Raw genomic sequence first — 13,071 nt, 5'->3', positions numbered from 1 at the left:
CTGAGCTCACTTGCCGGGGCTGACCAGGACCAGGGTCTCGAGCTTGTTCCAGCTCTCGTAGAGGACCGAGATCGCGGTGTTGGTGTTGGGCACCTGGACGCTGCTGTACTGGTTCTCAGCGGACCAGTACTTGTTCTTCGCGTCGTTGAACGAGCTGACGCCCCGCGAGGAGGGGATGGTGGTCAGCACGTCGGCCTTGGGGAGCTTCAGGCCGTCGGTGCGCTCGAACCCGAAGGTCGAGTCGTAGCCCTGCAGACGCGGACGCATCGCGGTGCCGTCGGCCCACTTGAGGGTCTCGGGGTGCGAGTCGACCGGCAGGATCAGGCCCTGGCCGGGGTGGTTGGTGACGTTGTTGTCGCTCTGCGACTTGTCCCACAGCCAGATCAGGAGGCCGTTCTGGTTCGCGTAGTGCGTGACCCAGTCGGGCTTGGCGGTCGAACCGAAGGAGTACGGGCCGGTCTTGAGGGTCTCGTCGTACGAGATGTACTGACGGTTCTCGACCAGGTAGTGCTGCTCGTAGTCCTTCGAGAAGCTGCCGTTGATCCGCGAGAAGCCGACCGCGGTCCAGCCGTTGTCGCCGTTCTCCACCGTGTCGGTGAAGACCGGGGCACCGTTCGCGCTGACGACGATGTTGTCGAGCGCGAGGCCCTTGAGGTGCACGCCACCGTCGGTGGTGTAGTGGAACCGGACCTTGACGGCCTTGCCGGCGTAGGCGTCCAGCGAGTAGGACAGGTCGCCCCACTTGCCGGCCGAGTCACCGGTCAGACCGGCGTTGCCGGCCGGGTCGGCCGGGATGGCCGTGCCGTTGAACGTGCCGTTGACGGCAGTCCACTTGGTGCCACCGTCGGTCGAGACCTCGGCGTAGGCGTAGTCGTAGTCCTGCTCGATGTCGTACCAGGCCTTGGCCGACAGGCTGGCCGAGGTCTTACCGGTCAGGTCGACGTCACGGGCCACCGAGACGTTCAGGTCGTCGGCGCTACCGCTCCACCACTCGCCGGCACCCTCGAACGGGGTGTTGATGACGGTGGTGACGGTCTTCTTCGGCAGGTCGACCACCAGCGCTTGCGGGCGCTTGGTGTTGTACTCCGCCGGGCCGAGCAGGTGCGCGGAGTACTTGCCCGCGGCGCCCTTCTCGTACTTGAGCCAGCCGAGCTGCAGCTTGCTCCAGGCGTCGAGGTCGGCCGGCTTGTCACCGATGCTGTTCTTGCCGGTGCCGAGCCAGGAACCCGAGGACATCAGCGACCAGAAGCCGACCGAGTTGTCGATCCCGCTGCCCGAGGTGTCGTACAGGTCCGGCAGACCGAGGTCGTGGCCGTACTCGTGCGCGAACACACCGAGGCCACCGTTCTCGGCCTGCATGGTGTAGTCACCGGCCCAGATGCCGGTGCCGCCGACCGGGGTGCCACCCAGCTTGTTGTTGTCCGGGCCGGTCTGGCCCTGCAGGGTGCCGTAGGCGTAGGAGCGGTGGGCCCAGAGCGCGTCGGTGCCCTGGACGCCGCCACCGGCGGACTGGTCCTCACCGGCGTGCACGATCTGGAAGTGGTCGATGTAACCGTCGGGCTCGTTGAAGTTGCCGTCGTGGTCGAAGTCGTACCGGTCCCACTGGTCGTACTGGGCGATCTGCGCCTTGATCTGAGCGTCCGTCTGGCCCTTGGCCTTCTCGGCCGCGACCCAGGCGTTGATGCCGTCACGGATCAGGTCCTGCGCGTTGTTGCAGACGTGCTGACCGCAGTAGTCCGAGCCGTAACGGGCCTCGTTCCACGGCACCTTCACCCAGTCGGTGACCTGGCCGTCGACCGAGTAACGGCCGGAGGACTGACGCTCGTAGTAGGTCTTGAGCGAGTCCTTGGTGGTGCTGAAGTACATGTCCTGGTAGTGCTCGCGGTTGTAGTCCGCGCGCCAGTCCGTGGAGTTGTCCTTCGTGCGGTCCGGCTCCGCGATCATGTTGCGCTGCGGGCCGGGCTGACCACCGTACTTGACGTTGCCGTTGGGCAGCTTGGTGGTGCTGTCGACCTGGTCGCTGAACTCGACCAGGACGGTGAAGATCTTGTCCGTGCGCTCACGGGCGAGCTCGACGAACTTGTCGCGGCCCAGCTTGATGCTGGTGCTGCCACCGTGGGTCTCGACCTTGGCGGTGCCGTTCACCAGCTGCTCGATGGCGGCCTTCTGCTCGGCCTCCATCTTGCCGGTCAGCGGACCCGGCAGGTTGTGGTCCGCCTGTGAGTTCTGCACAGCGTCGGCCGGGTCGTTCGTGACCGTGACCGGCGCGGCGGTAGCCGTAGCCGGCAGCATTCCCGCGCCGAGAGCGGCGATTACCGCCACGGCAGCGGTCGCCGCAGCGGCCTTCTTGGATATCTTCAACGTGGTGACGTCCTCCCCATACCGGCCGAGCTCATGGCCCCGCCGGTGAACCAATGAAAGACAGGTGGACGACATTTGATCCAAGCGTGAGCAAAAAAGAAAGACCTTGACCATGACATGGCCACGGCGCTATGCTCCGCCGCTTCTATCACCTGATCATCTGTCAAATGCCGGGGCGGAACCGCCCGCTGGGCGCATCCATCGCATCCGAACCGCTCTGGCTATCCGTCGAACGGCGGGGAGTACCGTGCGGTTCATCACAGGAATTGTGACCTGAGGATGAACGGGGCGGGCATGGCAAAAGGGCCCCTGCCCTGGCGCTATGGCCAGTGCAGGGGCCCTTTCGGAGCCGGTGCCGTTACCCGGTTGCTGTTACTTGGTCAGATCAGGACCGGCCGAGGCGACCGCCGCGGGAGAGTCCGCCACCGGCGACTTCTCCTCGCCGCGGAAGGTGAACGTGGCTTCCTTGCCCTCACCCTCGACCCCGACGACCACGATGTGGCCGGCTCGCAGCTCGCCGAAGAGGATCTTCTCCGACAGGTGGTCCTCGATCTCGCGCTGGATGGTGCGCCGCAGCGGACGCGCACCCAGCAGCGGGTCGTAACCACGCTTGGCCAGCAGCTTCTTGGCCTCGACGCTGAGCTCCAGGCCCATGTCGCGGTCCTTGAGCCGGCCGTCCACCTTGTCGATCATCAGGTCGACGATCTGGATGATGTCGTCCTCGGACAGCTGGTGGAAGACCACGATGTCGTCGACACGGTTCAGGAACTCGGGGCGGAAGTGCTGCTTGAGCTCTTCGCTGACCTTCGCCTTCATCCGCTCGTACCCGGTGGCGGCGTCACCCGTGGCCGCGAAGCCGAGGTTGAAGCCCTTGGAGATGTCCCGGGTGCCGAGGTTGGTGGTCATGATGATGACGGTGTTCTTGAAGTCGACAACTCGACCCTGGGAGTCGGTCAGACGACCGTCCTCCAGGATCTGCAGCAGCGAGTTGAAGATGTCCGGGTGGGCCTTCTCGACCTCGTCGAAGAGAACCACCGAGAACGGCTTGCGGCGCACCTTCTCGGTGAGCTGGCCGCCCTCCTCGTACCCGACATAGCCGGGAGGCGAGCCGAACAGCCGCGAGACGGTGTGCTTCTCGCTGAACTCCGACATGTCGAGGGAGATCAGCGCGTCCTCGTCGCCGAACAGGAACTGCGCCAGCGTCTTGGAGAGCTCGGTCTTACCGACACCGGACGGACCGGCGAAGATGAACGAACCGCCGGGACGCTTCGGGTCCTTGAGGCCCGCACGCGTACGCCGGATCGCCTTCGAGAGCGCCTTGATGGCGTCCGTCTGGCCGATGACGCGCTTGTGCAGCTCGTCCTCCATGCGCAGCAGGCGGGAGGACTCCTCCTCGGTGAGCTTGAAGACCGGGATGCCGGTGGCGGTGGCCAGGACCTCCGCGATCAGCTCCTCGTCCACCTCGGCGACGACGTCCATGTCGCCGGCCTTCCACTCCTTCTCCCGCTTCGCCTTCGCGGTGAGGAGTTGCTTCTCGTCGTCGCGCAGCGAGGCGGCCTTCTCGAAGTCCTGCGCGTCGATCGCGCTCTCCTTCTCCCGGCGCACGTCGGCGATCTTCTCGTCGAACTCGCGCAGGTCCGGCGGCGCGGTCATCCGGCGGATCCGCATCCGGGAACCGGCCTCGTCGATCAGGTCGATCGCCTTGTCCGGCAGGAAGCGGTCCGAGATGTACCGGTCCGCCAGGGTGGCGGCGGCGACCAGCGCGGCATCGGTGATGGACACCCGGTGGTGCGCCTCGTAGCGGTCCCGCAGACCCTTGAGGATCTCGATGGTGTGCGGCAGCGACGGCTCCGCGACCTGGATCGGCTGGAACCGGCGCTCGAGCGCGGCGTCCTTCTCCAGGTGCTTGCGGTACTCGTCCAGCGTGGTGGCACCGATGGTCTGGAGCTCACCGCGGGCCAGCATCGGCTTGAGGATCGACGCTGCGTCGATCGCACCCTCGGCGGCGCCCGCGCCGACCAGGGTGTGCAGCTCGTCGATGAACAGGATGATGTCGCCGCGGGTGCGGATCTCCTTGAGCACCTTCTTCAGGCGCTCCTCGAAGTCACCGCGGTAGCGGGAGCCCGCGACCAGCGCGCCGAGGTCGAGGGTGTAGAGCTGCTTGTCCTTCAGCGTCTCCGGGACCTCGCCCTTGACGATCGCCTGGGCCAGGCCCTCGACCACGGCGGTCTTGCCGACGCCGGGCTCGCCGATCAGCACGGGGTTGTTCTTGGTGCGGCGGGACAGCACCTGCATGACCCGCTCGATCTCCTTCTCGCGCCCGATCACCGGGTCGAGCTTGGCCTCGCGGGCGGCCTGGGTGAGGTTGCGCCCGAACTGGTCAAGGACCAGCGAGGTGGAGGGGGTGCCCTCGGCGGGGCCGCCGGCCGTGGCCGACTCCTTGCCGGTGCCCTGGTAACCGGAGAGCAGCTGGATGACCTGCTGACGCACCCGGTTGAGGTCGGCACCCAGCTTCACCAGGACCTGGGCGGCGACGCCCTCGCCCTCGCGGATGAGGCCGAGCAGGATGTGCTCGGTGCCGATGTAGTTGTGGCCGAGCTGAAGGGCCTCGCGGAGCGACAGCTCCAGGACCTTCTTCGCCCGAGGTGTGAAGGGAATGTGGCCGGACGGGGCCTGCTGGCCCTGACCGATGATCTCTTCGACCTGCTGGCGGACGGCCTCAAGAGAGATCCCGAGGCTCTCCAGGGCCTTGGCGGCGACACCCTCGCCCTCGTGGATCAGGCCCAGGAGGATGTGCTCGGTGCCGATGTAGTTGTGGTTGAGCATCCGGGCTTCTTCCTGAGCCAGGACGACAACCCGCCGCGCGCGGTCGGTGAACCTCTCGAACATCGTTTATCGCTCCTCAGAGCGGTCGGGCAGTTCGGGGACTGTCCCCGCCCTGTCCTTCCGCATGCTAGTCCCGCTCAGCGGCGCGGCTCACGGATCAACTCCACCCTCGTGGAGCCTTTCATGCTGCGCGACCAGCCGACACCATTCCCAACCTGATGCTGGGAGACGGTGTTCCCACAGCAGGGCCTGATGCACCCGATACCGCTACGCCATCGGCGAACAACGCCCACCGAGGACTCGGACAGCTGGTCTCGCGATCTGCTCGGCCGGGGCTCTTGGCCCCACCCACCTGCATTCATACCCGGTATTCCGGCGAGTTTCGCGCAGTTTCCCCGGTGGCGGTGTTCGCCTGGCGAGAAGTCCACCGTGGCTGACGGTGGATCAGATCGGGCTCGCGGCCGTTCAGGTGGTGGCCGCGTGACCGCTCCGCCCCTCCAGCGTTGCACAGCCCATGACGGTTCCGTCGGTCCTGACCGGGCTCTGCCCCATCCCGCTCACCGCACTGCTGGACTCCGACCGGGTCGAGGTGCGCCGCCCGGTCGGGCTGGCGTCGCTCGCCCGGCTGGACCGCCTCGGGCGGCCGTCGGGGCCGGTGGTGGCCCGGGGTGACCGGGTCGCCTTCCTGCTCGCACCGGACACCGCGGAGGCGGTGCCGGAGCTGCTGCACTGGCTGGGCTGGGGAGCCGAGCTGAGGCTCGGCCTCACCGCCCGGGCGGCCGAGCCGCCCCGGGTGCCACGGCCGCGGGGCGCGGAGGAGGCTCCTCCACGCCCCGCGCCACGCCCCGAGGGCCGACCGGCGGTCTGGCTGCGCCCGGCCGGACCGGTTACCGGACTGGACCTGCGCTCGCCCGATCTGCTGCGACTGCTCGACTGTCTGGCCGATGCCTGCGCCCGGGACCTGATGGGGCTGGCACCGGCTTCCTGACCTCAGGTCAGGAGGGGTTCGCCAGCTCGTACGCCTCGCGCACGTTGCTCGGGACACGGCCGCGGTCGTTGACGTCGAAGCCGTTCTCCTTGGCCCACGCGCGGATCTTCGCGGTGTCCGGCGCACCCGCCGCCGGGCGGCCCGCGCCGCGGGCGGTGCCCCGACGCGCCCCGGCCAGTCGGCCGCTCTGCTTGCGGCCCTTGTCGACATACGGGGCCAGCAGCCCGCGCAGCTTGTCCGCGTTCGCGCTCTTCAGGTCGATCTCGTAGGCCACGCCGTCCAGGGCGAACGTCACGGTCTCGTCCGCCGAGCCGCCGTCGAGATCGTCTTCAAGAATGACCTGCACCCTCTGTGCCACGGGCTTCCCTTTCCGCTAAACGACGCATTGCTTAGAGAAAGGAAAGCGTCTTTTCCGTGAAAACACAAACCCCTGGCTCCTCCGAAGGCGTCGGCCGAGCTGTTCCGCCGGTCTTCAGAGCCGCAGCAGCATCCTTGAGTTGCCCAGCGTGTTGGGCTTCACCCGCTCCAGATCGAGGAACTCCGCGACTCCTTCGTCGTACGAACGTAGAAGCTCCTCATAGACATCCGTAGCGATCGCCGCCGGGTCTGACGTATCATCATCGGTTTCGCCGATCTCGACGAAACCGTGTTTCGAGAAGAAGGAGACCTCGAACGTCAGGCAGAAAATCCGACGGACACCCAGCCAGCGGGCGGTGTGCACCAGCTTCTCCAGCAGCAGATGGCCGACCCCCAGGCCCTTGCAGGACGGATCGACCGCCAGGGTGCGGACCTCGGCCAGGTCCTCCCACATCACGTGCAGTGCGCCGCAGGCGACCACCAGGCCGGTGTCGTCGCGTTCGGCGACCCAGAACTCCTGTACAGCCTCGAACAGCGTCACGGTCGGCTTGTCGAGCAGAATGCCGTCCCGTGAGTAGCCGTCGATGAGCCGCCGCACTGCTCGCACGTCGCTGGTCCGCGCCCGGCGGATGGTGACCTCCATGGCGGGACGCTATCGTGCTCAGGCGCTTCCGGTCTCCCCGGTATCGACTTCGCTATCGGCAGGTGCCGGCGCGGTGACCCGGAGTGCGTCCCGGAGTGCCTCGCGCTGCTCGGGCGACATCAGCCCGAAGAAGTGAACCAGTGCCGCGGCCGGATTGTCACTGGTGGCCCAGGCGTCGTTCATGAGTGCCGCGGTGTATGCCTCGCGGGACGAGACCGGCTCATATACATAGGCGCGACCGACCTGCTCGCGCCGGAGCCAGCCCTTTCTGAAGAGCTTGTCGAGCACCGTCATGACGGTGGTGTACGCGATTTCGCGTTCCGACCGCAGATCCTGTAGAACCTCGCGAACCGTGACCGGGCGGTTCCACTGCCAGACCCTGGTCATGATGTCGTTCTCGAGTTCTCCGAGTTGCCGCACCATAGTCCGGCCAGGATAGGGAGTGATCCGGACAAAATTTGCTGATTCGGCGCAAACCGGCGCGCCGTCACCCCCAAGGAGTGACGGCGCGTCAGCGATGTTGCGTTATTCGGCGTTCCGGGTCGCCAGCAGATCGGCGGCGGCGTCCTCCTTGGCTCGCTGGGCGCCGCCCTGCGAGCGGATGATCGCCCGCACCAGGAAGCCGAACCCGATCGCCATCACCAGCGGGGGCACGATCGCACTGATGTAGTCCACCAGGTCACTCCTCTTCAGAGTCGGAATCCGCCTCGGCCTTGGCGGCCTTGACGGTCGGCTTCACGATCGGGAAGAGCACCGTCTCGCGGATGTTCTTGCCGGTCAGCAGCATGATCAGGCGGTCCACCCCGAGGCCGAGACCACCGGTCGGCGGCATCGCGTACTCGAGCGCGCGCAGGAAGTCCTCGTCCACCTGCATCGCCTCGACGTCGCCGCCGGCCGCCAGCAGCGACTGGGCGGTGAGGCGGGCCCGCTGCTCGACCGGGTCGACCAGCTCGGAGTAGGCGGTGCCGATCTCGGTGCCGAAGATGACCAGGTCCCACTTCTCGGCCACACCCGGGATCGAGCGGTGCTGACGGGTCAGCGGCGAGACCTCGGTCGGGTAGTCCTTGATGAAGGTGGGCTTGATCGCGTGGTGCTCGAGCAGCCGCTCGACCATCTCCAGCACGATCTGGCCGTGGCCCCACTCCTTCTCGTACGGGATGCCGGCCTTGTCGGCCAGCTCGCGCAGCTCGGCGACGCCGGTCTCCGGGGTCACCTCGGTGCCCAGGTGCCCGGAGATGCCGGGGTAGACGCTGACCTCGGCCCACGGCTCGGCCAGGTCGATCTCGTGCTCCGCGCCGTCCGGGCCGATGCCGCGCACCACGGTGGTGCCGAGCGCGTCCCGGGCCGCGTTCACGATGGTGGCCCGGATCAGCTCGGCCTGGGTGTCGTAGTCGCCGTACGCCTCGTACGACTCCAGCGAGGTGAACTCGGGGTTGTGGGTCGAGTCCGCGCCCTCGTTGCGGAAGTTGCGGTTGATCTCGAAGACCTTCTCGGCGCCGCCGACCACCAGGCGCTTGAGGTACAGCTCCGGGGCGATCCGTAGGAAGAGGTCGATGTCGTACGCGTTGATGTGGGTGGTGAACGGCCGGGCGTTGGCGCCGCCGTGCACCGGCTGCAGCATCGGGGTCTCCACCTCGATGTAGCCGCGCTCCTCGTAGGTGCGGCGGATCGAGCGGACCACCTTGCTGCGCAGGTAGAGGATCTCCCGGGCCTCCGGGTTCACGATCAGGTCCACGTAGCGCTGGCGGACCCGGGCCTCCGGGTCGGTCAGGCCCTTGTGCTTGTCCGGCAGCGGCCGCAGGCACTTGGCGGTCAGCTCCCAGCGGTCCACCAGGACCGACAGCTCACCGCGCTTGGAGGTGATCACCTCGCCCTCGACACCCACCTGGTCGCCGAGGTCGATGTCGGCCTTCCAGGCCGCCAGCCGCTCCGGGCCCAGCTTGTCCAGGGAGAACATCACCTGGAGGTCGCCCGAGCCGTCCCGCAGGGTGGCGAAGCAGAGCTTGCCGCCGGTCCTGGCCAGCACCACGCGGCCGGTCACGCCGGCCCGCTCGCCGGTCGTGACGTCCGGCTCCAGGTCGGGGTGCTTGGCGCGCAGGTCGGCGATGGTGGTGGTGCGCGGGAAGCCGACCGGGTACGGGTCGACGCCGGCCGCCCGGAGCCGGTCCAGCTTCTCGCGCCGGACGCGCATCTGCTCGGGAAGGTCGTCGGTCGCGGGGATGCTGTTCTGATCGCTCACCCCACCAGGGTAGAACCTCTCCGGGGCCGGCGGGTGGAGCGGTTGCCTACTGGTGTGCGCCTGCCCGGCGGCGGCGCAGGGCCACCACGACCAGAGCGGCACCGAGGACGATCGCGGCGATGCCGGCACCGGCGATCGGGCCGGCGTTCGAGCCGCCGCCGGTGGAGGCGAGCGGTCCGGTGGAGGTGCTCGGCGCGGCGGAGGACTTCTGCCCGGCCGGGACGGCGGACGCGGACCGGGTGCCGGTCGGCTGAACGGCCGGCGGGGCCTTGGTGGGCGCCTTGGTCGGAGCCGTGGTGGCGGGCTTGGTGGGCGTGGTGGTCGGCAGGTTGCCGCTCGCCTGCTCACCCAGCTTGATCGAGCCGAGGTCGTTGGCCGGGTTCTTGTCCCAGGACATCACCGCGGAGGGGTGGCCCGGCTCGTAGGAGCTCTGGCTGTTCTGCAGGGAGAACGGGACGGTGGAGTTCACGGCCTCGGCGGTGAGCGCGAGGGCGAACTCGAAGGTGTACCGGGCGCCGTTGGGGATCCAGATGTCGGTGGAGCAGGTGTAGTAACCCTGGTCCTTGACCTGCTCGCCGTTGGCGTGGCCGCCCGCGCTGCACTTCTCGGGCACGGTGGTGGCCGTGACGCCCTTGGGCAGGACGACCTGGACGCTCGGCGCGGACTCGCCGCCGCTGCGGTCGTAGACACTGCCCGGTCCGCTGTTCAGCATCCCGACGGTGAGCTTGCCGGTCCGGCCGCCGGCCGCCGGGGTCCACTGGGCGATGGCCGAGAAGTCCGCGCTGCTGTCCGCATGGACCTCCAGCTCGGCGTAGTTGTGGGCGCTGCCGTTGTCCTCGTCGATGTTCGGGCCACCCACCGTGGCGACCGGCGCCTCGGGCTTGCCGACGAAGGTGAGCCGGGGGCCGGAGCCGGGCTTGAGGTTGTAGGACTCCCGCATCCAGTGCGTGCCGGTCTCCACGTTGGCGAGGATGTGGAAGTTCGCGAAGGTGTAGAGCGCCGTCGGGGTGACACCGAACTGCATCGGACTGAGCTTGACGGTCTCACCCGGTGCGACCTGGGTGTCGACGGTGCAGATCATTCCGGCGGAGGAGGTCCAGCTGCCGCCGCCCGATTCGGCGCCGTACTCGCAGTTGCCGAAGCGCTGCTTGAACTCCAGCCCGTCGGTGGCGTACATGGCGAGGATGACCCGGTTGGCCGGCAGCGAGCCCTTGTTGGTGATCTCGATCGGGGCGTCGAGCGTGCTGCCGATCTTGACCTTGTTCTGGGCGGGGATCTCCTTGAGCTCCAGCTTCGGGCCGCCGGTGAAGACCTCGACGTCCTGGACCGCCTCCTTGGCGTTGGAGCTGGTCGCCTTGATGTGGAGGACGCCCTTGGCGCCGATCTTGGCGTCCTTGGCCCCGGTCAGCGTCGCATTCTCCGTGAGGTTGATGCGGTCGTACTCCAGCGGGAACCACTGCTTGCAGGTGTGCACGGTGCCGGAGACGGTGCACTGGCCGCTCAGGGTGAGCTCGGCGACGCCGGTCAGGTCGCGGGTGTCGTAGCTGACCACGACGTCCTTCGCCGCTTCCTTGCCCACGCGCCCGATGTAGAGGGGGAGGTTCCCGGCCGAGTGCGGCTCCGGCTTGGCCGTCGGGTCGATCGAAATCGCCGCCGGACCCTCCAGCATCAGGCTGAGGTCCGAGGCCGCCGAGGCGGGGAGGGCGGTGCCGGTCACGGCGAGGGTGAGCGCGGCGGCGATGCCGAACGGGCGCGCCAGGCGTATGAGTACCACTGCTGTCCTTTGGTCACAGGATGTTCACCCCGCACCCTAGGTTCTCCAAATGTCCGGACAGCGACATGATTTGACGGACGATTCGACCAAGGAGCATCAAGGCGGGGCATCCTGGACGGGCGCTTTGTCAGATCGTTACGGGGCGGCACGCCTGAGGGGAGGCCGTGGCGGCCTCCCCTGAGCGTCCGTCAGCCGGTGGCGAGTTCCAGGTCCTCCTGGGACGGGGCCGGGCTGCCGGGCTCGGCGTGCGTACGGCGGCCGAAGAGTTCGGCGGGGGTGGGCATCCGGCGGGGCGTCGGGCGGGCGTCGGCGGGGTGCTTCGGGGCCACGGCGGGGTCTGTCATCGGGAACCGTCCTCCAGCTGGATCGAAGGGGCCGCCGCTGGGGGGAGCGGCGGGGCTTGGTACGGCCGTCAGGTGCCGTTGGCCGGTGCTGAGGGCGAGGCGTTCGCGGACGTCGGCCTCGGCGATGGCGTGACAGCGGCCCGCCAGCCGGGACCTGCGGGAGCGTTCGCCGCTCCCGCAGGGCAGCCGGGTCAGGGCGCGGAGGGCGGTGAGGTCCTCGGCGTTCGGGAGGTAGCCGTCGGTGATGGCCTCCTCCAGGCGTTCCAGATAACCGGAGACGCTGCCGGGCAGTGCGGCGCGGTAGCGGGAGAGGTCGGCGAGCAGGAACGAGCGCAGCCGCCCGCCCTCCTGGACGGCCTCGTCCACGGCTTCGGCGAGGCGCAGGGCCTCCTGGACGTCCTCGGCCCACAACTCGCCCGTAGGAGTCGGGTACGGCATGTGGACCGGGTACAGCGCTTGGGCGAGGGCACGGCGCAACACGCGGACTTCGTCGGCGCTGAAGGCCATGCCGCCGCGCGATCCGTGTGGCGTCGGCATGCCACGACAGTACGTGGCGTACGTCCGATTTATGGCGATTGGCGACGCACTTCTCCCGATTGGCGTATCTGCGGGTGAAATGACGACTCGTCGGCGGCCGCCGGGCCGCAGTGCCGCCGCCCCCGGCGCGGAACGATCAACTATGCTGCGCCGGAGGCGAGTTGGGGTCAGGCGGTGGCGGGCTTGTTGCGCTCGTAGACCAGCCGGAGGCCGATCAGGGTGAGCCACGGCTCGTGGACGTCGATGGTGGCGGCCTCGCCGAGGACCAGCGGGGCGAGGCCGCCGGTGGCGATCACCTGGACGTCGTCCGGGTCCTTGGCGAGCTCCTTGGCCATCCGCTCGACCAGCCCGTCGACCTGCCCGGCGAAGCCGTACAGGATGCCGGACTGCATGCCCTCGACGGTGTTCTTGCCGATCACGTTCCGGGGCCGGGCCAGTTCGATCTTGCGCAGCTGGGCCCCCCGGACGCCGAGCGCCTCGACCGAGATCTCGATCCCCGGGGCGATCGCGCCGCCCACGTAGTCGCCGCGCTCGTTGATCGCGTCGAAGGTGGTCGCGGTGCCGAAGTCGACCACGATGCACGGGCCGCCGTAGAGGTGGTTGGCGGCCAGCGCGTTGACGATCCGGTCGGCGCCGACCTCCTTGGGGTTGTCCATCAGGACGTGCACCCCGGTCTTCACCCCCGGCTCCACGATCACCGCGGGCACGTCGCCGTAGTACCGGCGGGTCACCTCGCGGAGCTNNNCACCTCGCGGAGCTCGTGGAGCACGGCGGGTACGGAGGAGCAGATGGCCAGGCCCTCGATCCGGTCCTCGGCCGAGACGATCGGGTGAGAGCCCATCAGGCCCTGCATCAGCACCGCCAGTTCGTCGGCGGTGCGGCGCGGGTCGGTGGAGATCCGCCAGTGCTCCACGATCTCCTCGCCGTCGAACAGGCCGAGCGTGGTCTGGGTGTTGCCGACGTCGATGGTGAGGAGCACGGGGAGGGCCTTCTGCTAGTGGG

The 13,071-nt window shown here is 68.4% G+C and carries 11 protein-coding genes and 1 pseudogene; 1 reads left to right on the top strand and 11 read right to left on the bottom strand.

What is annotated here, in order from left to right; genetic code table 11:
- Positions 1–6 precede the first annotated feature (6 nt).
- Together ASC99_RS13820 and ASC99_RS13815 are read right to left on the bottom strand one after the other, a co-directional pair.
- A complete protein-coding gene (locus tag ASC99_RS13820; RefSeq protein ID WP_157531544.1) occupies positions 7–2,292 on the bottom strand; it encodes an immune inhibitor A domain-containing protein in 2,286 nt (761 codons plus the stop codon).
- Between the two features lie 441 nt (positions 2,293–2,733).
- On the bottom strand, positions 2,734–5,250 hold the full coding sequence (locus ASC99_RS13815) for an ATP-dependent Clp protease ATP-binding subunit (protein ID WP_057231727.1): 2,517 nt from the start codon (positions 5,248–5,250) through the stop codon (positions 2,734–2,736).
- A gap of 451 nt (positions 5,251–5,701) precedes the next feature.
- Between ASC99_RS13815 and ASC99_RS13810 the strand changes: the two genes are divergently transcribed.
- A complete protein-coding gene (locus ASC99_RS13810) occupies positions 5,702–6,175 on the top strand; it encodes a hypothetical protein (protein WP_057231725.1) in 474 nt (157 codons plus the stop codon).
- A gap of 7 nt (positions 6,176–6,182) precedes the next feature.
- Here the strand turns inward: ASC99_RS13810 and ASC99_RS13805 are convergent, their stop codons facing one another.
- The 9 genes and pseudogenes from ASC99_RS13805 to ASC99_RS40435 all read right to left on the bottom strand — a co-directional run.
- Positions 6,183–6,533: an Lsr2 family protein gene (locus tag ASC99_RS13805; RefSeq protein WP_057231724.1), complete on the bottom strand. Its 351-nt coding sequence runs from the start codon at positions 6,531–6,533 to the stop codon at positions 6,183–6,185.
- A 114-nt stretch (positions 6,534–6,647) separates the two neighbouring features.
- On the bottom strand, positions 6,648–7,175 hold the full coding sequence (locus ASC99_RS13800; RefSeq protein ID WP_057231722.1) for an amino-acid N-acetyltransferase: 528 nt from the start codon (positions 7,173–7,175) through the stop codon (positions 6,648–6,650).
- An 18-nt stretch (positions 7,176–7,193) separates the two neighbouring features.
- Positions 7,194–7,598, bottom strand: coding sequence for a BlaI/MecI/CopY family transcriptional regulator (locus ASC99_RS13795; protein WP_057231720.1), 405 nt, complete (start codon positions 7,596–7,598; stop codon positions 7,194–7,196).
- Between the two features lie 102 nt (positions 7,599–7,700).
- Complete coding sequence (locus ASC99_RS39705; protein ID WP_184918162.1) at positions 7,701–7,850, bottom strand: hypothetical protein; 150 nt, start codon at positions 7,848–7,850, stop codon at positions 7,701–7,703.
- Positions 7,851–7,854: 4 nt separating this feature from the next.
- The gene (lysX, locus tag ASC99_RS13790) at positions 7,855–9,414 is read right to left on the bottom strand and encodes a bifunctional lysylphosphatidylglycerol synthetase/lysine--tRNA ligase LysX (protein WP_082598298.1); all 1,560 of its coding nucleotides are present in this window, start codon (positions 9,412–9,414) and stop codon (positions 7,855–7,857) included.
- 46 nt (positions 9,415–9,460) lie between these two features.
- Positions 9,461–11,188: a hypothetical protein gene (locus ASC99_RS13785; protein ID WP_057231718.1), complete on the bottom strand. Its 1,728-nt coding sequence runs from the start codon at positions 11,186–11,188 to the stop codon at positions 9,461–9,463.
- A gap of 188 nt (positions 11,189–11,376) precedes the next feature.
- Positions 11,377–12,069, bottom strand: coding sequence for a hypothetical protein (locus ASC99_RS13780; RefSeq protein WP_082598297.1), 693 nt, complete (start codon positions 12,067–12,069; stop codon positions 11,377–11,379).
- Between the two features lie 167 nt (positions 12,070–12,236).
- Positions 12,237–12,811 (bottom strand): annotated as a pseudogene (locus ASC99_RS13775) (type III pantothenate kinase); the annotation flags it as partial.
- Positions 12,812–12,814: 3 nt separating this feature from the next.
- Positions 12,815–13,048 (bottom strand): type III pantothenate kinase (locus ASC99_RS40435; protein ID WP_235583034.1); only part of this gene is annotated, 234 nt, incomplete at its 3' end.
- Positions 13,049–13,071 lie beyond the last annotated feature (23 nt).

It is taken from the genome of Kitasatospora sp. Root107, assembly GCF_001424875.1.
Lineage (GTDB): Bacteria > Actinomycetota > Actinomycetes > Streptomycetales > Streptomycetaceae > Kitasatospora.
The sequence above is the reverse complement of the archived record's forward strand: the minus strand, read 5'-3'. Positions and strand labels throughout refer to the sequence as shown.

Bases quoted from the DNA above. Each gene is read 5' to 3' on its own strand.
- ASC99_RS13820 (WP_157531544.1), bottom strand. From the start codon at position 2,292: ATGCTGCCGGCTACGGCTACCGCCGCGCCGGTCACGGTCACGAACGAC.
- ASC99_RS13815 (WP_057231727.1), bottom strand. From the start codon at position 5,250: ATGTTCGAGAGGTTCACCGACCGCGCGCGGCGGGTTGTCGTCCTGGCT.
- ASC99_RS13810 (WP_057231725.1), top strand. From the start codon at position 5,702: ATGACGGTTCCGTCGGTCCTGACCGGGCTCTGCCCCATCCCGCTCACC.
- ASC99_RS13800 (WP_057231722.1), bottom strand. From the start codon at position 7,175: ATGGAGGTCACCATCCGCCGGGCGCGGACCAGCGACGTGCGAGCAGTG.
- ASC99_RS13795 (WP_057231720.1), bottom strand. From the start codon at position 7,598: ATGGTGCGGCAACTCGGAGAACTCGAGAACGACATCATGACCAGGGTC.
- ASC99_RS13780 (WP_082598297.1), bottom strand. From the start codon at position 12,069: ATGCCGACGCCACACGGATCGCGCGGCGGCATGGCCTTCAGCGCCGAC.